The sequence below is a fragment of the Lutibacter maritimus genome, assembly GCF_900116115.1.
GTDB classification, from domain to species: domain Bacteria; phylum Bacteroidota; class Bacteroidia; order Flavobacteriales; family Flavobacteriaceae; genus Lutibacter; species Lutibacter maritimus.
Genome location: NZ_FOZP01000008.1, coordinates 185988 through 210375 on the forward strand (window position 1 = coordinate 185988; position 24388 = coordinate 210375).

Consider the following 24388-nt stretch of genomic DNA (forward strand, 5'->3'; position numbering starts at 1 on the left):
TTATTCCGATGAATAAGGAGATTGTTTTAAACAATCAAAATATAATAATTGTTAGTGGTAAAATAATTTCTATTGAACCTTATAAAAGAGAAATAAATTACACCTCACATCTAGTAATTGATGGAACAGGAAAATATGTGATGCCTGGATTTAGTGAAATGCACTACCACTGGCGTAATAAACAAGGAGGCATAGATCGTGATTTTAAATTGCTGATTGCTAACGGTGTAACAACCGTTAGAAATATGGCAGAGTATGATTGGCAAGACCATGTAGCCATTAGAGATAGTATTTCAAAAGGAGAAAAATTTGGTCCTAATTATTATACCGCTGGACCTTATTTAAATTCTAATGATTTAAAAACAATAGTTGATGCTATTGCGGTTGTAAAGAGTCATAAAGTTAAAGGATATGACTTTTTAAAATTAGCAGATAATTTACCTAAAGATGTTTATTTAATAATATTAGAGGAATCTCAAAAACACCATGTTTCGGTAATTGGTCATGCACAACGAGAAATGCCTTTAGAATTTTCACTGCGTTTGAAGTCTATAGAACATGTAGAAGAATTTGTGTATATTTTTAAGGATGAGCAAAGAAATGATGCTTTGTTTTTAAAACAAGCAATTGAACAAATTAAAGTAAGTGGTTCTACAATAGTTCCAACCTTAGTTGTTTTTGATATGATTGTTAAAAGTATTGACAATCAAAAGTTTAAAACACTCAATCAAAATAAAAGCGCACAATATATGTTGTTAAATGATTTTAATTATTGGAGTTCCGATGAAAATCCCTATCGAAAGAACTTAAAAGGAAAAGTTATCAATGGACAAGACGCTTTACCGCTTTTAGAAGGGTATTTTAAATGGATGAAAACATTCATAAAAATGTTAGCAGATGCAGGCGTTCCATTAATGACAGGTAGTGATACGTTTGGGTTTGTAGTACCTGGGTTTTCATTGCATGAAGAATTTCAGTTTTTACAAGATTGTGGTTTATCATCTTTTCAAATTTTAAAAGCAACTACAGTAACACCAGCAAGATATTTAAATACTATAGCTACTGAAGGAACTGTTTCAGAAGGTAAAAATGCAAATTTGGTATTACTTAACAAAAACCCATTAAATGATATTGAAAACACAAAGGCTATTGAAGGCGTTTTTCTAAAAGGAAGATGGCTCGATAGAATTAAGCTAGATAGTCTATTAATGGAAACAAAAACATTAAATAAATAATCAAAAAACGAACAAAATGAAATCAAAAAATTTAAAAACAATTTTAATGCTTATAATAGCCTTATTGATTGTACAGATTACCCAATCACAAACTTTAGAGACTCAAATTGATAGTGTTCTATTGGCTGTATTTAAAGCCTCTGATGAACCTGGAGCAGTGTTTTTGGTAGCTAAAGATGGAAAACCTATGTATCGAAAAGCTTTTGGTAAATCTAACATTGAATTGGATGTGAATATGAAACCAGAAAATATTTTTCAAATAGGTTAGATGACCAAACAATTTACAGCTATTGCCATCATGTTATTAGTAGAACAAGGTAGATTAAACGTGAATGATGCGATTTCAAAATACATTTCAAATTACCCAAACGGAAAAAATATAACTATTCATCATTTATTGACGCATACATCTGGTATTAAAGACTTTACTAAGATGAAATCCATTATGAGTATTGCAAAAAAAGACCTTACACCCAAAGAATTGGTCAATTTTTTTAAAGATGAACCTGTAGATTTTTTGCCTGGAGAAAAATTTGATTATAACAATTCTGGATATGTCGTATTGGGATATATAATAGAATTAGTGTCAGGAGAGACCTATGAACACTTTATAGAAAATAACATTTTCGAAAAGCTTGGAATGAACAATTCCCGTTATGCAAGTGATAAAGAAATAGTAAAGAATAGAGCTTATGGTTATCATAATAGAGGCGAGTTTTCAAACAAAATGCAAATTAGTTTAAGAATCCCTTATGCTTCAGGCTCATTAATGTCTAACGTTGATGATATGTTGAAATGGCAAAAAGCCATTAAGAACAATTCATTAATCACAGAAGCATCAAAGGAAAAAGTATTTACTAATTACACCCTAAACAATGGAGAGCATATTAAATATGGTTATGGTTGGCATTTAAAAGATATTAATGGCATACCAACAAGAGAACATGGTGGAAGTATATTTGGATTTAAATCGATGGGAGTTTATGTGCCAAGCTTGGATATTTATGTAATAGGATTTAGTAATTGCGATTGTAATTCGCCAACAAAAATAACAAGGGATATTGCCAAACTGGTTTTAGATTGGATTCAACCACAATAATTGTATAACTTAAAAACAAAAAATTATGCCACATTTTATTATAGACTGCTCAGAACAGGTCATAAAATTAAAATCACCACAAGAAATTATACAGAACGTATATAATACTGCAGAATCAACTGGGTTGTTTCTTCCCGAAGAAATTAAAGTGAGAATCAATCCATTTCAATATTACACTATTGGTAATTCAAAAGATAACTTCATACATGTTTTTGGGAATATCATGGAAGGAAGAACCAGCCAACAAAAGTTTAATTTATCAAAGAAAATTGTTTCAGAACTCAAAGCAATGTTTCCAAAAGTGCCTATTATTTCCATAAATATTCGGGATTTTGAAAAAGCTACCTATTGTAATAAAGAAATGGTTTAAATAATATCTTTTTATGAAAAATCAAACGCTAGATAGAGGTAAGTGCGCTATATAATCTTTTGTTAAATAATAGATTTAGAAAGGTTGTGAAAAGAAAAACAAGAGCGATTAACACTATTAAAAAAATTAAAACATGAACACTTTAAAAATTAATAATCTAGAGCTGATCTATAAAAACGGACATCAAGCAATTAGAAATATTTCTTTAGAAATAAAGAATGGAATGTTTGGTTTATTGGGCCCAAATGGTGCTGGTAAATCTTCTTTAATGAAAACCATTGTTGGATTACAAAAACCCACGTCTGGCAGTATTAGTTTTAATGATGTTGATATTGTTAGCAATCCCGATAATATTAAAAAGAATTTAGGGTTTTTACCTCAGGATTTTGGAGTGTACCCTAAAGTTAGTGCTTCTAATCTTTTAAATCATATTGCTCTTTTAAAAGGCGTAAAAGATAATACAGAGCGTAAAAACCAAATTCATTATTTGTTAGAGAAAGTAAATCTATGGGATTTTAGAAACAAAGAAGTACATACATTTTCAGGTGGAATGAAACAACGTTTTGGCGTAGCTCAAGCTTTATTAGGAAACCCAAAAATAGTTATTGTTGACGAGCCTACTGCAGGTCTTGATCCAGAAGAGCGAAACCGTTTTAATATGTTGTTGAGTGATATAAGTAATGAGGTTGTTGTAATATTATCTACACATTTGGTTGAAGATGTAAAAAATTTATGCTCAGAGATGACCATTATGAACAAGGGGCAGATTTTAAAAACAGGTAAGCCAAAAGAACTAATTTCTGAACTAGAAAATAAAATTTGGTCAAAGTCAATTAAAAATGATGACCTGGAAAATTATCAATCAAATTACCAGATAATTAGTAAGCAATTAATTGAGCGTGTATTAAATATTACCATCTTTTCTGAAACAAAGCCTAAAGGTTTTGTAGCTATAACACCTTTACTGGAGCATGTATATTTTAAAACACTTGCCTAAATAATTTTTTTATGATGAATGCTATATTTCAATTCGAGTTAATTCAATTAACAAAACGATGGATTGTGTATCCAATTTTTTTGGTCATTGTATTTATAGGAGTTTTTTGCGGTAATAAATTCAATCTAACTGCAGGAGAAGGAATTTATCTAAATTCTCCATACACTATTGGTTTTATGATTGGAATGTTAAGTTTGTCTATAATCTTTTTTGCCATTCTATTTTCAAATCAATTACTATTTAAAGAATGGGATGCAAAATTTGACATTCTATTTTTTGCACTTCCGTTCTCTAAAATGACTTATTTAAATGGTAAGTTTTGGTTTCTTTTTCTTAAAACAGCTTTAAGTTTTGTTTTGTTGATTTTAGGCTTTGTAATTGGTCAAAATTTGAGAAATGGAAATGAAATACAAGCTACTTTTAATATATGGCATTATTTGTATCCACTACTTATTTTTGGCATACTTAATTGTTTTTTGGTTTGTAGCTTTTTGTTTTTCATCGCTTATTCAACACGCAAAAAATTATTAGTGGTTGTTGGAGGACTTCTACTTTATGTACTTTATATGGTGCTTTTAATTTTTTCTAACTCTCCATTCATGTCAAGTAGTTTGCCGCAGTCTATTGAAGCACAACAAATTTCTGCGTTTATTGATCCTTTCGGGTTATCAGCTTATTTTTATGAAGCAAAGACATTTTCGGTACAACAAAAGAATGAGTTTATTTTGCCATTGAGTGGGTTACTATTAATAAACAGATTAATTGTAGTACTAGTATCTGGATTCTTTTTATGGATGAGTTATAGATTGTTTACTTTTTCTAATAGTAAAACACATAAAAAGAATAAAAAAATTGAATTAGCAAAGTCAAATTCAGGAATAAAATTGACTGTTTTAAAAACACCAAAACTTAGTTTTGGAAATTTGGTGAGTTTTAAATCGTTAGTATCTTTTGCAAAAAATGATATAATGTATCTTTTTAAGAGCATTACCATTGTTGCAGTTTCTATGCTGTTGTTATTTTATATAGGAATGGAAATGTTTGCTGAAATAGATAAAGGAATTCGATTACCCGAAAAATACGCGAGCTCAGGACTTTTAGCTACGTCAATTTCTAAAAACTTTTATTTATTTGGATTATTGATTTTGGTCTATTTCATTAATGATGTTTACTGGAGAAGTCACGCTTCAGGATTTGAATTAATTGAAAAAAGTACTTATTTATCTAAAAATAAGTTAAAAGGACATTTTGTTTCCATAAGTATTTTAGTATTTTTTTTCACTTTTATTTTAATTGCTGAAGCTTTAGTATTTCAATTTAGCTATAATTACTTTTATATTGATTGGTATGCATATCTCGGTGTTACTACCTTTAATACAATTCCTTTAATAATTTTTTCAGCTTTTTTATTGTTGATAAACGATACTATAAAAAATAGATTTGTAGCCTTAGGAGTTTCAACAGTAGCAGTTTTTATATTAGCAACCCCTTTGGCTAAAACAATTATTTCATATCCATTAGTACATATATTTTCTGGTTTTAAAGGAAATTATAGCGATTTTAATGGATACGGAATTTACATTGCAGCTTTCTCACAACGATTATTTTTTGGATTCGGTTTTATTGCTTTATTATGGGTTTTAAATGATTTCCTAAAGACAAGAGTGTGGCAAATTGGAAAATCTATTTTTGTTACTGTTTTAGTGATTTTGAGTTTTTTTAGCGGAACTCATTTTATGAAATGTTACACTCCAAAGGATGAAGAAAAAGCTATTGCAGAAGCAGTACAATACGAAAAAAACTTTCGAAACTATCAAACTTTAGCACAACCAACAATTACAGATGTAACTACGGAAATTCACCTTTACCCTTCAGAAAACGCATATCAAATACATGGAGAATATATTTTAAGAAATTTAACAGAAAAACCTATAACCAATGTATTAATCAATTTTCATCCAGATTTAAAAATTGAATCGGCTTTATTTAACAATACTAATGAAAGTGTGAAAATAAATGATTATGTATCTGAAATAAAACTAAAAAAAACATTATTACCTAATGAGGAAGCAACTTTAAACTTCACGTTATCGTACAAGTGGTTTGCTGTTAATGGCCATCAATCTTTCAATGCTATTGTTAAAAATGGATCTTTTATGCGAATTAGCAACTTTTATCCTACTATTGGTTATCAAAGTGATCGAGAAATTGAAGATGAACAAAAGCGTAAAGAATTTCAACTAGGAAAAGCTTCTGAAATAAAGAAATTGGAAGCACCAGAAGTTTCTAAAAACGATTTTATAAATTTAAATATGACGCTTTCAACGGAAGCAAACCAAACGGCAGTAGGTACTGGAGATTTAGTAAAAAAATGGTCTGAAAATAATAGAAATTATTCAAGTTATGTAGCAGAAAAGTTACCATTTAGATTTGCTGTGTCATCTGCTGACTATGAGCGCAAATCAATTCAATATAAACATATAAATATCAATGTGTATTACACCAAAAATCATTTTGAAAATGTAGACCATTTGCTAGGTAATGCTAAACTAACATTGGATTATTGTACAGATAATTTTGGACCATACCCTTTTAAGAGCATCAATTTTGTTGAAGTTTCATCTTTTACAAAAGGCTTTGCTGGTACTGCGTATCCTTCAGCAATCTTTATGACCGAGGATATGATTTTTCATACAAACATTCAAACCGACACAAAACAAGATGTTATTAATGAGTTGGCAGGACACGAACTTTCACATCTTTGGTGGGGCAATAGTCAAATCAACCCAGACAATAGAGAAGGTGCTACAATGCTTACTGAAACTTTGGCAATGTATACAGAAATGATGCTGTATAAAAAGATGTATGGTAAAGAAAAAATGATGGAAAGATTACAAATTCATCAACAAATTTATGATAGCGAAAAAGGATTGTATGGCAATCACCCTCTATATAAAGTGAAGCATGGACATTCACACATTGCATATTCTAAAGGAGCAATTGTTATGGTACAATTAAGTGAATTAATTGGAGAAGAACAAGTAAATATTGCGCTCAAAAACTTCCTTTTGAACAATCAGTATCCTAAAAAACCAACATCGTTAGATTTACTTAAGGAGTTTTATAAAGTTGCACCAAATAAAACTATAAAATCTGAAATTGATAAATTATTTAAGATAATTTAAAATGAAGATTAATTACATAAAACTAAAATCACATGAAATGAAAGACATTATAAAATTATTAGGGGTAATAGGAATTTTTACTATCTCTATTTCTTGTTTTGCAAACAGCAATTTGCGTTATAGAGATTCACTGTCAGTTGACTTAATCATTAAAACAAAAGAGGTTAAAATTGGCGGTACCCTAACTATACCAACAGATCTTAAAACGTCATCCTTGGTTATAATGCTATCAGGAAGCGGTGATCAGGATAGGGACGAAACATTAGAAAGCTTTAAAATAATGAAGATTATAGCCGAACATCTAGCTTCTCAAGGAATTGCATCTTTCCGTTATGACGATAGAGGTGTAGGAGAAAGCACAGGTGATTTTGTAAATAGTACAATTGAAGACCATTCAAAGGACTTGGAAAACATAATGAACTATTTTAAAACTAGCAAAGAGCATTATTTTAAGGATTTTGTTTTATTTGGACATAGCCAGGGCGGCATTCTTGCTGGTAAAGTGGCTGTTGGGAATGAATCAGTTAAAAAGGTGGTTTTAATGGGGGCACCAGGAGTACCATTAATCGAAGTAGTAACTTATCAGGTGAGACAAGATTATGAACAAACAGATTTACCTAAAAATTTAATTGAAGCAGATGTGACTGCACATAATAAACTCATGAGGGCTATCGAAGATGATAAGAATATTAATGAAGCTTACCAATTATTCAGACAAACAACTGAATCTATTTTATTTGAAATGGATGTAAAAAATAGCGTTGATTCCGTAAAAATAAAGCAACAAGCAATAGCAAAAGCCGATGAATTTAAAATTATTTATGGGCTACCTTCTCTAACATCATTTCTTTATTACGATCCTTCAAAAGATTTAGAACAATTGGAAGTACCTGTATTGGGTTTATTTGGAGGTTTAGATTTTCAGGTTCCTATTCACCAAAATAAAGACCGAATGGAAAATGCCCTTTTAAAATCAGGGACGGATTATCATTTCATAACATTTGAGAATGCGAATCATTTTTTCCAAAAAGCAAAAACGGGTAAAAGAGATGAGTACAGCAAACTTGAAAAGAAATTTGTAGACAATTTTTTAGATGAAATTTCAAATTGGATCATCGAAAATTAATGAATTATTTAAAGCAATATAAAATGAAAAATAGAATTGACTATATAGATAAAGTTGAATATAGAGAAGTTGTAGATGTTTGGGAAGCATCTGTAAGAGCAACTCATCGCTTTTTAAAAGAAGAAGACATCGCCTATTTCAAACCTTTAATTCTGAACACTTATTTAGACGTTGTTGAATTAAGATGTTATAGAGATGAGAATTATAAAATTATTGGGTTTGTAGGTGTAGCTGATGGAAATATAGAGATGCTATTTATTCACCCAGCACATAGAGGTAGAAGAATAGGTAAAACCTTGTTGAATTATGCACTCAAAAATTTGAACGTTACCAAAGTAGATGTGAATGAACAGAATGAACAAGCTGTCGGATTTTACAAACACTGTGGCTTTGAAACCATAGGGCGATCTGAATTGGATGCCTCTGGAAAACCCTATCCAATTTTACACATGGAATTAATAAAATAAAAAACATGAAACTAAAATTTATTTTTATCACGCTATTGTTTAGTGTTCATAATATGGTTCAAGCACAACAAAACAACATAATTACACATAAAGATTGGCTCAACTATACTTTAAATCAGTATTATAAGCTCAACCTAATAGTATTTCAGCAAAACTCAACCTTAAAAGACATCGATAAAATCTTTGAACTGTTTACCGATGATTTCACTTATGTGCATCCAAACTATGGTGGTGTTTATACACGTGAAGAGCTTTACAAAGGTTACAAGAGAAATCAAGGTAATGGAGGCTATGACGGAAGTGTTGTTGATATAAAAATCCAGAACATTATTTATGGCTTAAATGCCATTACAGTAAGTAAACGCTTCATCACAAAAGAAAATGGTAAAATGGTTGAAGGTAATGAACAAATGGCACTTTTTAAATTTAAGCATGGGAAGATTTTTATGATTAAGGAGTATTGGTAACATTTTAAAAAATTGAGTAATCATGAAACACGGAATAGTAACAGGAAGTAGCAGAGGTATTGGTTTGGCAACAGTTGAGTTGTTGACCAAACATTCAAATTTTAAGGTGATTGGCTCTTCTACTTCAGGAAATCATCTATTAGATAACGTTAATTTTAAATGCTTTAAACTTGATTTAGCTAATAGCGATTCTATTGCTGAATTTGTAGAGAATTTAGGCGATGTAAAACTTGACTTTTTAATCAACAATGCAGGAATATTACTAGAAAAATGGGATGAGTCAAATATTAATATGCGGCAGTTAAAAAATACTTTTGATATTAATTTTTTTGGAACAATCGAGTTAACTGAAAAACTTTTACCATTATTAAATAAAGAAGCTCATATAGTAAACATTACTTCTGATTGGGGATCTTTTAGTGAACAGAATTTTGATGCTTTTCAGCCACATTATAAAATGTCTAAAGCAGCTTTAAATATGTATACTAAATTATTAGCAAAAAGATTAGATAACAAAGAGATAACAGTTTCATCACTAGATCCAGGATGGACACAGACAGATATGGGAGGCCAAGAAGCATCTCGTAAGCCTGAAGAAGTTGCTAATGATATTTTAAATTTATTAAGCAATAATGTTAAAAGTGGACAGTTTTGGCATCAAGGTAAGATTAGAGAATGGTAGTTAAATAGAAAATGGTTCTTAACTAAAGTCAATGAATAAATTTTAATCACATAATACTTTTGCTTTATAATAAAAATAAAATCATGAATATTAAAAAAGTATTATTTGGGATGTTAATTTGTTTGTCAATATCATCCTGTTCAGTGCAACAATTTGCGGTGAATACAGAAACACAACCATTTGAAAATGGAGGAAAAGTGTTTGGAGAAAAAACAAAAGAATTAACCTTTAAAAAAACAAGTGATTTGCATGTACTAGGTATCAATGTTAAGGAAAGTAATGTGGAAGCACTTGTTGAAGAACTGGATGCTAAAAAGTATACCATTGAAACAAAATCTAGTTTATGGCTTCAAATTCTTTCATTAGGAATAGTTGATTTTAAAACTGTTAAAGTAATTAAAAGAGAAATATAATACTCTCAAGTTAATAGTAATAATTAAGAAGTTCTGGGATTTATTTCTAGAACTTCTTTAAATTGTTGTAAAAAAAGGCAGACCTAAAATTCAATGATATGAAAGTTAAAAGAAAGAAAATATTCATTTGTGGTGGTGTTTCTTATAATTCTATAATTTCCTTGCCAGATTTTTTCGAACCCAAACCTCAAACTATTCATTCTTGTGTTTACAATGAAACCATTGGTAATACTGGAGCAGGGAAAGCTTTATCTCTTTCAAAATTAGGATTTGATACTACCTTACATTCATTATTAGGTATGGATGATTACGCAAAAAAAGTGAAAAACTATTTAACGCTTCCTAATCTTGATTTTATATATTTTATAGATCCTAATGGAACAGAAAGACATTTGAATATCTTAAATTCAAAAGGCGAACGTATTTCAATTTTTACAAATCCTAGCTCTGAAAATCCATTAATTAATTATGAAAAATATCGTAAAAATATTAATGCATCTGATTATGTAGTAATTAATATTTCAAATTATTGCAGAAATTTTCTACCTATGTGTAAAAAATTAAACAAAGAGGTTTGGACAGACTTACACGATTATGATGGAAGTAATGCATATCATCAAGATTTTATAGATGCAGCTGATTATATCTTTTTAAGTTCTGAAAATATTAAAGATTATAAATTATTTATGCTAAAAATGATTGAAGCTGGCAAAAAACTGGTTGTTTGTACTCACGGTAATAATGGTGCAACAGCTTATACCCAAAAAAAAGAGTGGTTTTATGAACCTGCTATTTTAGATTTTGAATTAATTAACAGTAATGGTGCTGGAGATAATTTTTTCTCTGGATTTCTTTATGCATATTCTAATGGAAAAACAATTCAACAATGTTTAAAATTTGGAACTATTGCTGGGGGATTATGTGTTAATTGCAATGAATTGGTTTCAGAAAAATTAAGTAAAAACATTCTGAATTTATTTTACCAAGAGTATTTTAATGAATAATTTTAGATGTAGATAAGTTATTTTTTGGCTATACGTTTTCTTATGCGACTCAAAGATTCTGGCTTTACACCTAAATAGCTGGCCAAATAGTATTGAGGCACACGTTGAATCAAATCTGGTCTTGATTCTAATAAGGTTTTATAACGTTTCTCTGGGTTTGAAGTTATAAATTGTGATAAAGTCTCTTGTTGATCACCAAAATCATTTTCCATAGTCATTCTACATAATGATTCATATTTTGGTACTCTTCTAAATAATTCCTGTTCTTTTTCAAAATTTAAAACAGCTAATCTACAGTCTTCAACACATTCAAAATAATGATTTGCAGGCGTTTTATTCTTGTAACTTTGTAATGAAGCTATAGATTCATCTTCAACATAAAACTCTGTTGTTCGTTCTTCACCGTCAATAATATAATACTTTCTTACACAACCTTCAATAACAAAATAAGAATCTCTAGAAACTTGTCCCTCTTTTAAAAGTAGTTCGCCTTTTTTAAAATTTTTAATTGGAATACATTCCATAAAGGCTTTACTCTCTTCGTCGTTTAAAGTGAGAAATCTAGAAATAAGTTTTACAATATCATTTTCTACTTTCATAATAGTTATGATTCTAATAGTAGCTAAAATAAAAAAAGTTTGAGTAATCACCCAAACTTTAAAATAATAATATGTTGTTATTACAATACTTCAAATAATTGATCTATTGGTTTTCTAACTTTTGGAAGTCCAATAGTGTAATCATCAAAATGTCTATATCCTATAGTTGCTATAACGTAAGCATTTAAACCTTTTTTATTCAAACCAAGAATTTTATTATATTCTTTAGGATCAAATCCCTCCATAGGGCATGCGTCTATTTTTAATTCTGCACAAGCGCTTAATAAGTTTCCAAGTGCTAAATATGTTTGTGATTTTAGCCATCCTGTTTTTTCTTCCTGAGACTTTTCAGCTAATTTAGATTTTATAAAATCACCATATCCATTTAGTCTTTCTAAATCGAGATTTCTAGTTTCAGCTGTATGCTTTATAAAATCATCTATGGCTTCAGGAGTGGCATCTGTATAATTACAAAAAACAAATAAGTGAGAGGCATCTGTTATTTGACTTTGATTCCATGAAGCTGATTTTAACCTTTCTCTAATTTCTGGATTTTCAATTATTAAAACTTTATACAACTGCAAACCATATGAAGAAACCGATAATTGAATAGCTTCCTTTATCTTGTTTAGATCGTTTTCAGACACCTTTTTTGTAGTGTCAAATTTTTTTGTGGCATAACGCCAATGTAAATTTTTAATTAATTCCATTTTATTGTGTTTTTAATTTATAATTATTCATTGTAAAGTCTATTTTAAATCCAAGGTTTTCATACATTTTTTTTGCTATTGAAGAAGCTTGCAAAGTTGCGAGAGTTGCACCTTGTTTTAAAGCTTCATTTAAAATAAAGTGCATGATTTCTTTGGCATAGCCTTTTCCTCTCATATCTGGTAAAACACCTAAACTGTGTATGCCTGCAATGTTATTGTTTTGATGTAATATGATAGTACCAATCACTGTTTTTTTGTCATAGATTATATAGTATTTGATTTTATCCATACTTTTTAATACTGTTTCAGCGCTAATTAAATATCCAAAAGCTTCCTTGAAAATAGAACTCCATTTTTTAGCTTCAGCTTTATTTGTTACCATTTTGAGATTTATCCGTGTTGATTGTGGGAAATATTGATTTAGTTTTAAGCTCATTCCAGGTAAAGAAGAAGTTAATTTAAAGCCTAAACTTTCTATTAAAGTAGTATTATTAACTTCTAAATTTTCAAAATTTACAAATCGAAGATTAGCATTTGAGTTTTCTGAAATTTCTTTAATGCTTTGTATAATATCAACAGATAACTGTTGTGTTGTCCAAATTCTGTTTGGCCATTCAGCATTATTTATTTGACAACAACTAATCAAGTGGTCAGTTGCAAAACCATTAAATGGTTTACTAGCAATAGTCCATAAATTTGTTAAATTATTTATGTTGTTTTTTATGTTTTCCATGATAATTTTATTTTGTATTTATGAGTATTATTCCGATTAACATAGCTACTGTTCCCAAGAGCCTTTTGGTTGTTATTGGTTCCACAGGTAAATTAAGCCAACCGTATTTTCCAGCTATTAATGAAAAGATGAGCTGTCCACAAAGTCCAAGGGCAATCATTTTAGATATACCAATTTTAGGAATGGTATAGAAATAAATGTAAATTCCAATAACACTAAACAATCCGCCAATAAACCATAAATACCATGGAACTTGAGTTGTAACAAGAGATTGAACGCTCACTTTTTCAAAGAAGAAAAGAAATATAATTCCAAAAACTACACTACTTATGGATGAGGATATAACTGCAAGTACAGGTTGTTTTAGAATATTTCCTAATTGTGAATTGAATCCAGCTTGAATGGCAAGAAAAATACCTCCTGTTAAGGCTAAAAGAGTTAGTATATATAGTTTCATATCAAATATATTTTAATCCCATTTGTTTTTTGTTGATAAAGCATATTTACCAGCACCACTAATAAATAAAGAGAGTCCAAACATCATGTATATGAAAATTAGACCAATTGCCCATCCTCCAAATTCGTTTAACTTTAGTAAGTTTGGAAGCTGAACCATTAAAATTGCTACAAGACAATTAATAGCAAATATTAGCCCTGCTAATTTTGTTCTAAATCCGATAATAATTAAAATTGGTGCAATTATTTCTCCTATATAAACTCCATAATTAAGAAATGATGGAAGCCCATACTGGTTAAGTAAGCTTGTTATAAATTCATTCCCAAAAATCAATTTGGTAATACCGTAAACTAGCATTGTAAAAGCAATGCTTACTCTTAAAATCAAGAGTCCTATTTGTTGTTTTGTATTCATAATATGTAAAATTTAAAAGTTGTATTTTGCAAATATTCCATAGTTTTCTAATGTCTTATTAGCCTTAGTAAATTGATCGAAATTAAAGGCTCCACCCATAATAAGTTGTTGTTTTTTGACTCCAACTCTCAGTTGTTGTATACCTCTGTCTAATTGTTTTAAATCTGTGTTAACTACAGCGAAAAGATTTATATAAGCCTTGGTTTTTTGAGTCAAGTTTGGAGTAAAGTTCGTTGATAGTGTTTGCTCTAAAGTAAATCCATTTTGAAAGGTACTACCAACAATATAGCTCAATTTAAAATTAGTAGTATTATATTGGTATTGTGAATTTAGAGTTGCAAATGCTCCTGGGTTTTTAATGCCAAAAGCAGCATTAGCTTTAAAATTTTTATTTAATCCATGCGACAACATATTTCTTATAAAAAAAATATTGTTTTTATCATTAACATGCTCCGTATCAAATAAGGAAACATTATTAATAGACCATTTGTCATTAAAGCTGTATTCAATGAAATGCTGATAGGTAGTGGAACGATTTCCAATTACCATTTCTGAAGAAAAACTAATACTTTGTGCATTTGATACTAGTGTTCCAAATATTATATATACCAATAAGTTTATAAATCGTAACATAACCCATTTATTATTTTATGGGTCAAAATTAGAAAGCCGTTAGAAGAAAAAACTTAAGATATCTTAAGAAGCTCAATTAAGAGTGTTTTTTTCGTAAATAACTTAAGAATTCTGGAGTCACTCCAAGGTAAGAAGCAATTATATATTGAGGAACGCGTTGTTCAATATCACGGTAAGATTTTCTAAATTTATCATAACGTTCATAAGCATCATCACACATACTATCAATTACCCGTTCTTGTACCGCAACATAAGCACTTTGTATTTTAATACGGAAAAAATTTGATATTGCAGGAACTTCAATATAGAGTTTTTCTAATTCTACTTTAGGTAATCGTATTAGGTGAGTTTTTTCTAATGCTTGAACATACATCCGAGATTTTTTTCGACTTAAATAACTGTATAAATCATTAATCCACCATTCTTCTATCCCTAATTGCAAGGTGTGTTCTTGCCCATTTTCATCTAAATAATAACTACGCATAGAGCCTTGAACAATAAAATTCATGGTGTTTGCAGTTTCTCCAGGTTTAATTAAAAATTCTTTTTTATTTAATTCTTTGAATTTTATAATTGAAGTCAATTTTTCTATTGCTGATTTATTAAGAGAAACCTCTTGTTTAAGATGCTTAATTAATAACTGAGTTTGTTGTTTGAAGTCCATTTCATTAAAATTAATAACCTTGAGTGGGGTTGATAATTGATTGAAAATTCAACTTTTTTAAAAGCTAATTTATTGTAACCAACTTTTATAGTAAAACAGTCAAAAGTTTCATTAATCAAATCAAATTCTTATTTGCATAATTTATTTTTTGAAAATATAATTACTTATTTTTTAATCAAATTTAACTAATTAACACCTACAACAACCTATTTTCTAGCTTAAAATTTTTGCAATTTATTAGGTGTTTTTCAGAAAGTGATAAAGTTAACTTATTATTTTAGCGTGTAGCTTTTAATTAAAATTGTTTAAAAATACCATTTATAACATCTGTTTGTTAATATAATATACCAATGCAAATCACTTCAAAATCATAGCAATATTACAATTCTTTAATAAGAGTAATAATTCTGAAAATGAATATTTTAGTGATAATATTACAGAAGAAATAATAAATGCACTTACTTCAACAGAAGGTTTGAAAGTTATTGCTAGAACTTCATCATTTGCATTTAAAGGTAAAAACATTGATATACGTGGTATTGCTGAAAAGTTGTGTGTGAAAACAATTTTAGAAGGAAGTGTAAGGGTAGTAAAAATAAGTTTCAACATGTGATATTTATTGATGTAAGCCACTAATCAAGTAAACAATAAAAACTATGAAATTACAAGAAGCGTTTAACTTTTTTAAAAGTTTAAAAACAAAAACAACTAATAAGTATGAAATTAAAGTATACAATAAATTTCTTTATATACTATCTGATTTGCAGACAAGAGAGTTTACAATTGATGAAATAGATTTTATAGAAATGGAACTTGATAGTTTAAATTTAAACTCAAATCCTGAAAACAGAAAAAATACTTTAGGAAAGCCTTATGAAAATTTGAAAAATAGTTAAAGGATACATTTTCTTTAACAGCTAAAGGGTATTACACCAATCTTGGTTTAGGTTTAGGAGCTTCTTTTGGAATTCTTTTTGGAATTCTTTTTTTAAACAGTTTTTAGCGGTCTTTAAGCATAGCTTTGAGCTTAAGTATTGGAATGATAATTGTGTTATTATTGGTCGATATTTGGATACTCAGGCCAAAACTGCAGGAAAAACTGCTACATCTCCACAGCCAATAGGCACGTTTATATCTAATGCTTGATGTAATGTTAAATTTGTAGGAGCCGAGGGTTGTTGATGATAAGAAGGGAAATTTAATGCAGCAATTTCGGCCGAATCTCTAAATCCATCGTCTGTAACAATTCCTGCAGCACCTCTACAATTAATTGAGTAACCAAAATTGATCCTGGCGATGCGGCTCTTGCGTTATTTCTTAACACTGAACCTTCAGGGCATTCTTCAACAGCAATTCTCTGTGGATGTTTTGGGTCTTTAAAAGCACTAATAGTATTCAAATCTTCTCTAGCTGGAATATAACGTGATGTAAATGCAGTTCCCACCATAGTTGGTTTTCCTAACTTTAGAGGTTTTACATTTTGTATAAACTGATTTTTAAATCCACGTTTAAATAAACAAGTTGCAATTGTAGCAGAGCTTACTTTTTGTAACTTTTGCTTAGTTGTTATAGAAAGTGTATACATTTTTTATGTTAATTTTAAAGAATAGTATGGTTACTTAAACAAATATACATATATTTGGTAAACCAATTTGGTAAACCAATTATATTTTTTTAATATGAAATCAAAATTATTATATTATTTATGCTTTTTTATTATTTTTTCAATTAGTATTTCTTGTCAAAAATCAGTAGTTTCTATTGTGTTAGTTCATAATGTTGATGAATACAATAATGCTGTAACAAACGCAAAAGCTGGTGATGAAATTGTTTTGGCAAACGGAATTTGGAAAGATGTTGAGTTAGTTTTTAAAGGTGAAGGGACTTTAGACAACCCAATTAAATTAAAGGCAGAAACTGCAGGTGAAGTTTTTATTGAAGGCGCTTCTAACTTAAAAATAGGAGGGAAGTACTTAGAAGTTAGTGGTTTGTATTTTAGAAATGGATACACACCTTCTAAAACAGTAATTGAATTTTTTGCCGATAAGGAAACTTTTGCAAATAATTGTAAAGTTACCAATTGTGTTATTGAAGATTATACACAACCTAATAAAGAGGATACAGATCATTGGGTAGAGTTTTGGGGAAGAAATAACGAGTTAAGTAATTGTTATTTAGCTGGGAAGTCTAATTTTGGTCCTACTATTCGAGTTTTTTTAAAAGGAAATGAACATATAAAAAACTATCATAAAATTATAAACAATTACTTCGGTCCTCGTCCAAGAAAAGGTGGTCCGCACGGAGAAACATTGCAAATTGGAGATAGTGGAACGTCTATGACTCCATCTAATACAATAGTTTCAAATAATTATTTTGATCGCTGTAATGGTGAGGTTGAAATTATTTCAAGCAAATCAAATAACAATGAATTTAGAAATAATATTTTCTTTGAATGTGAAGGCTCCCTAGTGTTGCGTCATGGAAATTATGCAACAATTGATGGTAATATTTTTATAGGAAATGATAATTCAAATTTTATTGGAGGAATACGTGTTATAAATACAGGACATTGGATTACCAATAATTATTTTTATAAAATTAATGGTTCTGAATTTAGAAGCGCATTGGCAGTAATGAATGGAATTCCTAAATCACCATTAAATAGATATAACCAAGTTACAGATGTTGTTGTTGCATACAATTCATACATAAATTGTAAATCGCCATTTAATTTTAGTGTGGGTGCAAATGTTGATAAAAAAGATGTTTTACCTGCTTCTGAAATTCGTTCTGAAAGACCAGAACGAACAATTGTAGCCAATAATTTAATTTATAATGAAACAAATGGTGAATATCCAATTGTAAATTATGACAAAGTTGATGGTGTAACTTTTAAAAATAATCTTATAAATAGTGACAATAAAAGCGACGTTAAAAGTGATGGTATAATTACCAAAAATTTTGAAGTAAATAAGTTGTTAGATTGGTTATATGTACCAACACAAAACAATGAAGATGTATACGTTGGATTTGATTTTGATACTATTAAAACCGATTTATTTGGAAATGTTAGAAGAGAATTAAACGCCGTTGGTGCAATTCTTGTGCCTGTAAATGAGAATAAAATAAAAATAAATAAAAAAGCTTACGGACCAAATTGGTTTACGGTTGAAAAAGTAAAACAAGATGCAAAAATAATAAATGTATCTTCGGATGTAAATTTGCAAAATGAAATTCAAAATGCTAGTGCTGGTGATGTAATTGTTTTAAATACAGGAGTTTATAATGTAAACCAATCGTTAGTAATTAATAAAAGAATTACTTTAAAATCAGCAGACAGCACTTCAAAAACTATATTAAATTTTATTGAAAATAAACAAGGTGCGGCATTTCAAATGCATCCTAAAGGAAATTTAATCTTGGAAAATATTTTACTTGATGGAAATTCTGATCAAGATGCAATAGCAACTCTTGATAAAAATATGTCAAGTGCATTTAATATTTGGATTAAAAATTCAGAAATAAATAATTTTAAAAGTGTTTTAAAAGTCTCTAAAGGTTCTTTTGCTGATACAGTTTATGTTGCAAATTCAACAATTAAAAACTGTATAAATGGTATTCAGCTAGCTGAAGAAATTGAAGATAAAGGTGATTATAATGCAGAGTTTTTATTTGTAAAAGATTCTAAGTTTGAAGGGGTTCAAAAAAATGTAATCAATTATTATAGAGGAGGTTATGATGAGTCTACAATTGGAGGAAACTTAAAAATTACAAATAGTGAGTTTACAAATTGTGGAAAATTAGAAGAAACAAATATTCTAATAAAATCAAGAGGAATAGTAAATGTAGAGATTTCAAACAATAAATTTTTAAATAATCCTGTAAAATTAATTGCCATTTTATGGGGAGAAAAAGGACAAAAACCTTTAAATAACACAATTTCAAACTCTGGAAAATTTGAAATTCAACAAAATTTAAAATTGAAATTAATGTATTAACTTTTGGTTTAAATGCTGTGTTAAAAAGATGTTTTTAAATAACGTATAAAATTTTATAATGAAATTAAAATATTCATTTTTAGTTGTCGTATTATTGATAAGTTTTATTGGATTTTCACAGAAAATTTCTGAGAGTTCAATAATTAGAAATGATAAATTGGCAAATTTTTTAAAAGCAGATGTTAAAGCTACTTTTAAAAATAAAAGAAATATTTCTAACAATGAATTAGCAGCATATTTTAGAGAAAAATTTGCTGAACGCTATTTTTTTAATTGGAAAAATTTTGATGTCAGATTTCAAAAATACCAGGAATATTATCCAAATTCTAAAAAGGTACATGATGAAAGGTCTGCTGATCATATGTCAAAATTTTCTGCAACTACAAAATGGAAATTGCCGTTTAATTATTTAAACGGACAAGAAGTGAATGCATATGCAGTGAGGCATTTGGCACGTCAACATAAAATGGTTGATATAGCTTTTCAATATCATTATACTGGTAAAAACCCAGCATATTTAAATTATTTCAAAAATCAATTAAAATCTTTAAATACTGCATTAAATTCCAATCAATTTGAGCAAATGGAAGATGGAAATGGTACTTATGAAGCTTTCCGTTCTGGTTATCGTGTATTAAATTGGTTACAAATTCATTCTTTTTTTCTAGGTGAAGAACAATATTCTGATGAAGATCAATTAACAACAATTGCAACTTTATTGCAGCACGGTGCAAACTTGTATGCTGAAAATGACTCATTTGTTCCTGGAAATCATCAAACCAGAGGAATGTCGGCTTTAGCAATGCTATCAATATTGTTTAGAGATTTTGAAGGTACAGATTTATGGTACAATCGTTCTATGAAATTGTTAGAAGAGCATTTAGCGAAAGAAATTAATGATGATGGTTTTCAGTTTGAGCGAAGTATTCATTATCATATGAGCGATATTGATAACTATTATTATGTTTACCAATTGGCTAAAACAAGTAGCCTTAAAATTAATGAGTTTTGGGAAAATAAACTAAAATCATTATTTACAACATTGGTAAAAATTGCTTATCCAAATGGTTATGCTCCTGTTCTACAGGATGATACTGATAATCCTTGGGCTGAAAAAAATGATATATCTGGAGCATTAACATTAGGTTATTTGCTGTTTGGCGATGCTGAAATGGGTTATTTTGCTAAAAATTCTGTTGATGCTAATATGTATTGGTTTTTAAATGATGAACAGTTAGCTATGCTAAATACTATAAAAAGCAAACAACCAGAAATCAACTCAGTTTCATTTCCAACTACTGGGTATTATATTTTTAGAGAAGGATGGAATGCAGGCGATAAAATGATGGTTGTTACCGCTGGATTAGATAAAGAAAAACCAGACCATCAGCATGGAGATATGTTAGGAATACAAGCTATGGCTTTTGAAAAAGTGATTTTACCAAATTACCAAGTGCGTTATTCATTACCTGATTATGAGTTTTTTAAAAATTCAACAGTCAAAAATGTAGCTTTGGTTGATGATGAGTTGCAAGGAAAAAAATATAAAGGAAATCAAGGTGGAAGTGGTTTTGGAAAGTTTGGTAAATTACCAAAACCAACTACAATTATGTGGAAAACTGGAGATGAAATTGAATATTTTGTAGGTTCACACAACGGATTTAATAATATTGGTGTAGATTATTCTAGACAAGTAATATCTGTAACTAATGAATTTTGGATTGTAAAAGATAATTTTGCATCTGAAAATACACATTTGTATAAACAAGTTTGGCAAGGACATTATTCCTTAGAAAATTCTCCAAAATTATTGCGTGCAACTTTTGATGATGCTACCGGAAATGATATTTTTCAATTAATAACAGTTGATGAGGTAAAATCTTCAGGAGCAAGAGGTAAACAATGGTCTGTAGTTTCTAAAAACAACGTAACTAATTTTAGCTTTATTACGGTTATTTATCCGTATAAAGGATTTGAAAATAGAATAGATGAAACTTTAAAAAACAAAGTTTTTAATGGTTGGAAATTAAATGATTCAAATTGGACTTTTGAAGGAGATAATCTTGTTTCCCTTTCAAAAGAAAATAAATTGTTAGCATTTTCAGTCAATAAAATTACTTTTGGCGATTTTAAAATTGAAACATCTAACAAAGCTGATTTTTATATTATAAATAAAGGCAATAAAGTGATTGTTCAATTAATTGGTGATAAAGATATTCAACTTCAACTTAGTGGTTTTAAGGAATGTTTTGTTAATGCTCAAAAAATGACTTCTAAAATTAATTTAAATATTGGAGATGAGGCAGTTATTTACTTAAATTGAATTAGTTATTGCCTAATAAATCACTTTTTTAAAATGATTTTCATCAAGTAAACTTTAATTCTTTAATAATTTTTAAATAAAAACGAATAAATGAACTTTATAAAAAATAGTCAAATTTTAATAGTTGCTTTACTTTTAATAAATGTCTCATGCAGCGCACAAACTAAAGTTTCATCAAAAAAGACAACAAATAATGTACATCCAAATTTAATTTTAACACAAAAAGGTGTTGTAAAAATTAGAGCAGAATTAGGAAAAGTACCACTTTTTGATGCTACACTAGCAAAAGTTAAAGCTGAGGTTGATGCAGAAATTTTAAACGGTATAGAAGTACCTATTCCAAAAGATTTTTCTGGAGGATATACGCATGAACGTCATAAAAAGAATTTTTTAATTGTTCAAAAAGCAGGTGTTTTATATCAAATTTTAGATGATGAAAAATATGCCAAATACGTAAAGGATATGTTATTTGCTTATGAAAAAATGTATCCAACCTTACCAATTCATCCACAAACTCGTTCGTATGCCCGTGGTAAACTTTTTTGGCAATGTTTAAATGATTCTAATTGGTTGGTTTATGTTAGTCAAGCTTATGATTGTGTATATAATTATTTAACGTTAAAAGAAAGAAAACAATTAGAAAATAATTTATTTAAACCTTATGCAGATTTTATCTCTAAAGGAAATCCTCAATTTTTTAACAGAGTGCATAACCATAGTACTTGGGGGAATGTAGCAGTTGGAATGATTGCTTTAGTAATGGATGATAATGAATTATTAAACAGATCTTTACATGGTTTAAAAGTAGATAATATTGATCCTAATGCAAAAGATAATGATGGTGGATTTATTAAAAAAGAAGGACAAAAAGTAGGTTTTTTAGCAAACATTGATGAACCTTTTTCACCAGATGGTTATTATACTGAAGGTCCATATTATCAGCGTTATGCAATGTATCCATTTTTAGTTTTTGCCGAAGCGTTACACAATGTTAAACCTGAAATGAAAATTTTTGAATATAAAAATGGGGTTTTACTAAAATCAGTAACTACATTATTAAATTTAACAGATGCTGATGGAGAATTTTTTCCTTTAAATGATGGACAAAAAGGAATGTCTTATTACTCTCGTGAGTTGGTTTCATCGGTTGATATTGCTTACTTTTTTGGAGAAAATAATCCAGAATTATTATCAATAGCCAAAGAACAAGGTGAAGTTTTGTTAGATGAAACAGGTTTAGCTGTAGCTATTGGGGTTAGAGAAGGTTTGGCAAAACCTTTTGTTAAAAAATCTGTTGAATATAGTGATGGAGCTGATGGTTTAAAAGGTGGTATTGGAATTTTAAGAGCAAAAGGATCAAATGATGAGTTAACATTAGTCGCAAAATATTCTGCTCAAGGATTAAGTCACGGACATTATGATAAATTGTCATTTTCATATTATGAAGGAGGAAACGAAATTTTACAAGATTACGGCTTAACACGTTTTGTAAATATTCAACAAAAAGGTGGTGGTAATTATTTAAAAGAAAATACTACTTGGGCAAAGCAAACAATTGCACATAATACCATTGTTCAAAATGAAACTTCACATTTTGGAGGAGATTTTGAAACAGGAAGTTTAAATCATTCTAATAAATATTTGTTTGATATATCAAACCCAAATATACAGGTTGTTAGTGCAAAAGAACCAAACGCATATCCAGGAACTGAATTGCATAGAATTCAATTTTTATTGAAGGATGAAGATTTTGAAAATCCTATTTTATTAGATATTTTTAATGTAACATCATCAAAAGAGAATCAATACGATTTACCATTTTATTATTTGGGACAATTAATTTCTACCAACTTTAACTATACTACTCCAAAATTTTTATGTCCATTAGGAAATGCAAATGGTTATCAGCATTTATGGAATGAAGGTGTTGGCAGTTCAACAAATAACAATGCAAAAATAACTTGGTTAAATAAAGAGCGTTTTTATACGCTTACAACGTTAGTTTCTGAAAATGATTCGCTAATATTTACGAGTATTGGAGCTAATGATCCTAATTTTAATTTACGTAAAGATTCTGGATTTATTGTTAGAAAGAAAAACACTAAAAATGCTCAGTTTATTTCGGTAATAGAATCACACGGACATTATAGTCCTGTTAGTGAAATAGCTACAAATGCTTTTAGTACAATAAAAAATATTAGAGTTGTATTTGCTAATGAAAATTATATTGCAATTTCAATAGAAACTGTAAATAACAACAAAAAATTAGTTGCAGTATCATTAAATGATGCTTCAAAAACATCAAATCATAAAATAGTAATAGAGGATAAGTTGGTTGAATGGACTGGTGCTTATCATTTTAATAATTTAAATTAAACTAGAAATATATGGAAAGTTTTGGATCAAGTAAAGAGTTTTTATTAGATGAAAACCAAGAATGGGAAGTTGTAGGTGAAGGTGTTAAGCGTAAAATAATGGGTTATGATGATAAAATCATGCTTGTTAAAGTAAATTTTGATGAAGGTGGTATTGGTTATAAACATGAGCATTATCATTCACAAGTTACTTATGTAGCAAGTGGAGAATTTGAATTTTCAATTGGTGATGAAACAAAAATTGTAAAAGAAGGTGATTCAGTTTATATTCCGCCAAATGTACTTCACGGAGCCATTTGCAAAAAAGGAGGTATTTTAATTGATGTATTTAGTCCAATAAGAGAAGATTTCATGGCGCCTAAAAAAGGATAACTTTTAAGCGTAATTAATACATTATATCGCACACAGTTAGATATTTAGCGTAGTTTCGAATATTT

The 24388-nt window shown here is 28.9% G+C and carries 27 protein-coding genes; 17 read left to right on the forward strand and 10 right to left on the reverse strand.

The annotated features are described in order from the left end of the window. Nucleotides 1-8: 8 nt before the first annotated feature. From BM335_RS13635 to BM335_RS13685, 12 genes are all read left to right on the forward strand, one after another. Complete coding sequence (locus tag BM335_RS13635) at nucleotides 9-1235, forward strand: amidohydrolase family protein (RefSeq protein WP_245780674.1); 1227 nt, start codon at nucleotides 9-11, stop codon at nucleotides 1233-1235. 46 nt (nucleotides 1236-1281) lie between these two features. Next, complete coding sequence (locus tag BM335_RS15925) at nucleotides 1282-1503, forward strand: beta-lactamase family protein (RefSeq protein WP_245780675.1); 222 nt, start codon at nucleotides 1282-1284, stop codon at nucleotides 1501-1503. Beyond that, nucleotides 1504-2334: a serine hydrolase domain-containing protein gene (locus BM335_RS13640; protein ID WP_245780676.1), complete on the forward strand. Its 831-nt coding sequence runs from the start codon at nucleotides 1504-1506 to the stop codon at nucleotides 2332-2334. A 25-nt stretch (nucleotides 2335-2359) separates the two neighbouring features. Further along, nucleotides 2360-2704, forward strand: coding sequence for a 5-carboxymethyl-2-hydroxymuconate Delta-isomerase (locus BM335_RS13645; protein WP_090229297.1), 345 nt, complete (start codon nucleotides 2360-2362; stop codon nucleotides 2702-2704). Between the two features lie 133 nt (nucleotides 2705-2837). Beyond that, nucleotides 2838-3701 carry an ABC transporter ATP-binding protein gene (locus BM335_RS13650; protein WP_090229300.1) on the forward strand — a complete coding sequence of 288 codons (864 nt, stop codon included), beginning with the start codon at nucleotides 2838-2840 and terminating at the stop codon, nucleotides 3699-3701. Nucleotides 3702-3712: 11 nt separating this feature from the next. Next, a complete protein-coding gene (locus BM335_RS13655) occupies nucleotides 3713-6886 on the forward strand; it encodes an ABC transporter permease/M1 family aminopeptidase (protein ID WP_245780677.1) in 3174 nt (1057 codons plus the stop codon). Nucleotides 6887-6923: 37 nt separating this feature from the next. Further along, nucleotides 6924-8012 carry an alpha/beta hydrolase family protein gene (locus BM335_RS13660; protein ID WP_090229447.1) on the forward strand — a complete coding sequence of 363 codons (1089 nt, stop codon included), beginning with the start codon at nucleotides 6924-6926 and terminating at the stop codon, nucleotides 8010-8012. Beyond that, on the forward strand, nucleotides 8012-8479 hold the full coding sequence (locus BM335_RS13665) for a GNAT family N-acetyltransferase (RefSeq protein WP_245780678.1): 468 nt from the start codon (nucleotides 8012-8014) through the stop codon (nucleotides 8477-8479). Before BM335_RS13660 ends, BM335_RS13665 begins: the two co-directional genes overlap by 1 nt. Nucleotides 8480-8484: 5 nt before the next feature. Further along, on the forward strand, nucleotides 8485-8946 hold the full coding sequence (locus tag BM335_RS13670) for a nuclear transport factor 2 family protein (protein ID WP_090229308.1): 462 nt from the start codon (nucleotides 8485-8487) through the stop codon (nucleotides 8944-8946). A gap of 22 nt (nucleotides 8947-8968) precedes the next feature. Further along, on the forward strand, nucleotides 8969-9628 hold the full coding sequence (locus tag BM335_RS13675; RefSeq protein WP_090229311.1) for an SDR family NAD(P)-dependent oxidoreductase: 660 nt from the start codon (nucleotides 8969-8971) through the stop codon (nucleotides 9626-9628). Between the two features lie 158 nt (nucleotides 9629-9786). Next, nucleotides 9787-10041, forward strand: a complete 255-nt coding sequence (locus BM335_RS13680) for a hypothetical protein (RefSeq protein WP_143102430.1) — start codon at nucleotides 9787-9789, stop codon at nucleotides 10039-10041. 98 nt (nucleotides 10042-10139) lie between these two features. Further along, nucleotides 10140-11045, forward strand: a complete 906-nt coding sequence (locus BM335_RS13685; RefSeq protein WP_090229317.1) for a carbohydrate kinase family protein — start codon at nucleotides 10140-10142, stop codon at nucleotides 11043-11045. Nucleotides 11046-11062: 17 nt separating this feature from the next. On the opposite strand, the gene BM335_RS13690 is transcribed toward BM335_RS13685, so the two are convergent. The 8 genes from BM335_RS13690 to BM335_RS15765 form a co-directional block, all read right to left on the reverse strand. Further along, complete coding sequence (locus BM335_RS13690) at nucleotides 11063-11695, reverse strand: Crp/Fnr family transcriptional regulator (protein ID WP_245780679.1); 633 nt, start codon at nucleotides 11693-11695, stop codon at nucleotides 11063-11065. A gap of 29 nt (nucleotides 11696-11724) precedes the next feature. Further along, entirely contained in the window at nucleotides 11725-12354 is a 630-nt protein-coding gene (locus tag BM335_RS13695; protein WP_090229322.1) for an NAD(P)H-dependent oxidoreductase, read from the reverse strand. A gap of 1 nt (nucleotide 12355) precedes the next feature. Beyond that, a complete protein-coding gene (locus tag BM335_RS13700; RefSeq protein ID WP_090229326.1) occupies nucleotides 12356-13087 on the reverse strand; it encodes a GNAT family N-acetyltransferase in 732 nt (243 codons plus the stop codon). Between the two features lie 7 nt (nucleotides 13088-13094). After that, a complete protein-coding gene (locus tag BM335_RS13705) occupies nucleotides 13095-13544 on the reverse strand; it encodes a DMT family transporter (protein WP_090229329.1) in 450 nt (149 codons plus the stop codon). Nucleotides 13545-13556: 12 nt separating this feature from the next. Then, complete coding sequence (locus BM335_RS13710; RefSeq protein ID WP_090229334.1) at nucleotides 13557-13958, reverse strand: DoxX family protein; 402 nt, start codon at nucleotides 13956-13958, stop codon at nucleotides 13557-13559. 12 nt (nucleotides 13959-13970) lie between these two features. Further along, nucleotides 13971-14591 carry a hypothetical protein gene (locus BM335_RS13715; RefSeq protein ID WP_090229338.1) on the reverse strand — a complete coding sequence of 207 codons (621 nt, stop codon included), beginning with the start codon at nucleotides 14589-14591 and terminating at the stop codon, nucleotides 13971-13973. Nucleotides 14592-14667: 76 nt separating this feature from the next. Further along, the gene (locus tag BM335_RS13720; protein ID WP_317041043.1) at nucleotides 14668-15174 is read right to left on the reverse strand and encodes a Crp/Fnr family transcriptional regulator; all 507 of its coding nucleotides are present in this window, start codon (nucleotides 15172-15174) and stop codon (nucleotides 14668-14670) included. A gap of 438 nt (nucleotides 15175-15612) precedes the next feature. Further along, on the reverse strand, nucleotides 15613-15864 hold the full coding sequence (locus BM335_RS15765) for a hypothetical protein (RefSeq protein WP_177219219.1): 252 nt from the start codon (nucleotides 15862-15864) through the stop codon (nucleotides 15613-15615). 47 nt (nucleotides 15865-15911) lie between these two features. On the opposite strand from BM335_RS15765, the gene BM335_RS13730 reads away from it, so the two are divergent. Next, nucleotides 15912-16151 (forward strand): hypothetical protein, encoded by a 240-nt coding sequence (locus BM335_RS13730; protein WP_090229345.1) that lies wholly within the window; start codon nucleotides 15912-15914, stop codon nucleotides 16149-16151. 180 nt (nucleotides 16152-16331) lie between these two features. Here BM335_RS13730 and BM335_RS16005 read toward each other — a convergent pair whose 3' ends face one another. Both BM335_RS16005 and BM335_RS13735 read right to left on the reverse strand, forming a co-directional pair. After that, nucleotides 16332-16553 (reverse strand): RraA family protein, encoded by a 222-nt coding sequence (locus tag BM335_RS16005; protein WP_218157822.1) that lies wholly within the window; start codon nucleotides 16551-16553, stop codon nucleotides 16332-16334. Further along, a complete protein-coding gene (locus BM335_RS13735) occupies nucleotides 16454-16840 on the reverse strand; it encodes an RraA family protein (RefSeq protein ID WP_218157820.1) in 387 nt (128 codons plus the stop codon). Before BM335_RS13735 ends, BM335_RS16005 begins: the two co-directional genes overlap by 100 nt. A 94-nt stretch (nucleotides 16841-16934) precedes the next feature. Here BM335_RS13735 and BM335_RS13740 point away from each other — a divergent pair, with 94 nt between their 5' ends. The 4 genes from BM335_RS13740 to BM335_RS13755 all read left to right on the forward strand — a co-directional run bounded on the left by BM335_RS13740 (nucleotide 16935) and on the right by BM335_RS13755 (nucleotide 24323). Further along, a complete protein-coding gene (locus BM335_RS13740; RefSeq protein ID WP_090229348.1) occupies nucleotides 16935-19253 on the forward strand; it encodes a chondroitinase-B domain-containing protein in 2319 nt (772 codons plus the stop codon). Nucleotides 19254-19311: 58 nt separating this feature from the next. After that, the gene (locus BM335_RS13745) at nucleotides 19312-21576 is read left to right on the forward strand and encodes a heparinase II/III family protein (RefSeq protein WP_090229353.1); all 2265 of its coding nucleotides are present in this window, start codon (nucleotides 19312-19314) and stop codon (nucleotides 21574-21576) included. A 90-nt stretch (nucleotides 21577-21666) separates the two neighbouring features. Continuing rightward, a complete protein-coding gene (locus BM335_RS13750; protein WP_090229356.1) occupies nucleotides 21667-23952 on the forward strand; it encodes an alginate lyase family protein in 2286 nt (761 codons plus the stop codon). An 11-nt stretch (nucleotides 23953-23963) separates the two neighbouring features. Next, on the forward strand, nucleotides 23964-24323 hold the full coding sequence (locus BM335_RS13755) for a cupin domain-containing protein (protein ID WP_090229367.1): 360 nt from the start codon (nucleotides 23964-23966) through the stop codon (nucleotides 24321-24323). Nucleotides 24324-24388: the final 65 nt, after the last annotated feature.

Bases quoted from the DNA above. Each gene is read 5' to 3' on its own strand.
- BM335_RS13635 (WP_245780674.1), top strand. From the start codon at position 9: ATGAATAAGGAGATTGTTTTAAACAATCAAAATATAATAATTGTTAGT.
- BM335_RS15925 (WP_245780675.1), top strand. From the start codon at position 1,282: ATGCTTATAATAGCCTTATTGATTGTACAGATTACCCAATCACAAACT.
- BM335_RS13640 (WP_245780676.1), top strand. From the start codon at position 1,504: ATGACCAAACAATTTACAGCTATTGCCATCATGTTATTAGTAGAACAA.
- BM335_RS13645 (WP_090229297.1), top strand. From the start codon at position 2,360: ATGCCACATTTTATTATAGACTGCTCAGAACAGGTCATAAAATTAAAA.
- BM335_RS13650 (WP_090229300.1), top strand. From the start codon at position 2,838: ATGAACACTTTAAAAATTAATAATCTAGAGCTGATCTATAAAAACGGA.
- BM335_RS13655 (WP_245780677.1), top strand. From the start codon at position 3,713: ATGATGAATGCTATATTTCAATTCGAGTTAATTCAATTAACAAAACGA.
- BM335_RS13660 (WP_090229447.1), top strand. From the start codon at position 6,924: ATGAAAGACATTATAAAATTATTAGGGGTAATAGGAATTTTTACTATC.
- BM335_RS13665 (WP_245780678.1), top strand. From the start codon at position 8,012: ATGAATTATTTAAAGCAATATAAAATGAAAAATAGAATTGACTATATA.
- BM335_RS13670 (WP_090229308.1), top strand. From the start codon at position 8,485: ATGAAACTAAAATTTATTTTTATCACGCTATTGTTTAGTGTTCATAAT.
- BM335_RS13675 (WP_090229311.1), top strand. From the start codon at position 8,969: ATGAAACACGGAATAGTAACAGGAAGTAGCAGAGGTATTGGTTTGGCA.
- BM335_RS13685 (WP_090229317.1), top strand. From the start codon at position 10,140: ATGAAAGTTAAAAGAAAGAAAATATTCATTTGTGGTGGTGTTTCTTAT.
- BM335_RS13695 (WP_090229322.1), bottom strand. From the start codon at position 12,354: ATGGAATTAATTAAAAATTTACATTGGCGTTATGCCACAAAAAAATTT.
- BM335_RS13700 (WP_090229326.1), bottom strand. From the start codon at position 13,087: ATGGAAAACATAAAAAACAACATAAATAATTTAACAAATTTATGGACT.
- BM335_RS13705 (WP_090229329.1), bottom strand. From the start codon at position 13,544: ATGAAACTATATATACTAACTCTTTTAGCCTTAACAGGAGGTATTTTT.
- BM335_RS13710 (WP_090229334.1), bottom strand. From the start codon at position 13,958: ATGAATACAAAACAACAAATAGGACTCTTGATTTTAAGAGTAAGCATT.
- BM335_RS13715 (WP_090229338.1), bottom strand. From the start codon at position 14,591: ATGTTACGATTTATAAACTTATTGGTATATATAATATTTGGAACACTA.
- BM335_RS15765 (WP_177219219.1), bottom strand. From the start codon at position 15,864: ATGTTGAAACTTATTTTTACTACCCTTACACTTCCTTCTAAAATTGTT.
- BM335_RS13730 (WP_090229345.1), top strand. From the start codon at position 15,912: ATGAAATTACAAGAAGCGTTTAACTTTTTTAAAAGTTTAAAAACAAAA.
- BM335_RS13735 (WP_218157820.1), bottom strand. From the start codon at position 16,840: ATGTATACACTTTCTATAACAACTAAGCAAAAGTTACAAAAAGTAAGC.
- BM335_RS13740 (WP_090229348.1), top strand. From the start codon at position 16,935: ATGAAATCAAAATTATTATATTATTTATGCTTTTTTATTATTTTTTCA.
- BM335_RS13745 (WP_090229353.1), top strand. From the start codon at position 19,312: ATGAAATTAAAATATTCATTTTTAGTTGTCGTATTATTGATAAGTTTT.
- BM335_RS13750 (WP_090229356.1), top strand. From the start codon at position 21,667: ATGAACTTTATAAAAAATAGTCAAATTTTAATAGTTGCTTTACTTTTA.
- BM335_RS13755 (WP_090229367.1), top strand. From the start codon at position 23,964: ATGGAAAGTTTTGGATCAAGTAAAGAGTTTTTATTAGATGAAAACCAA.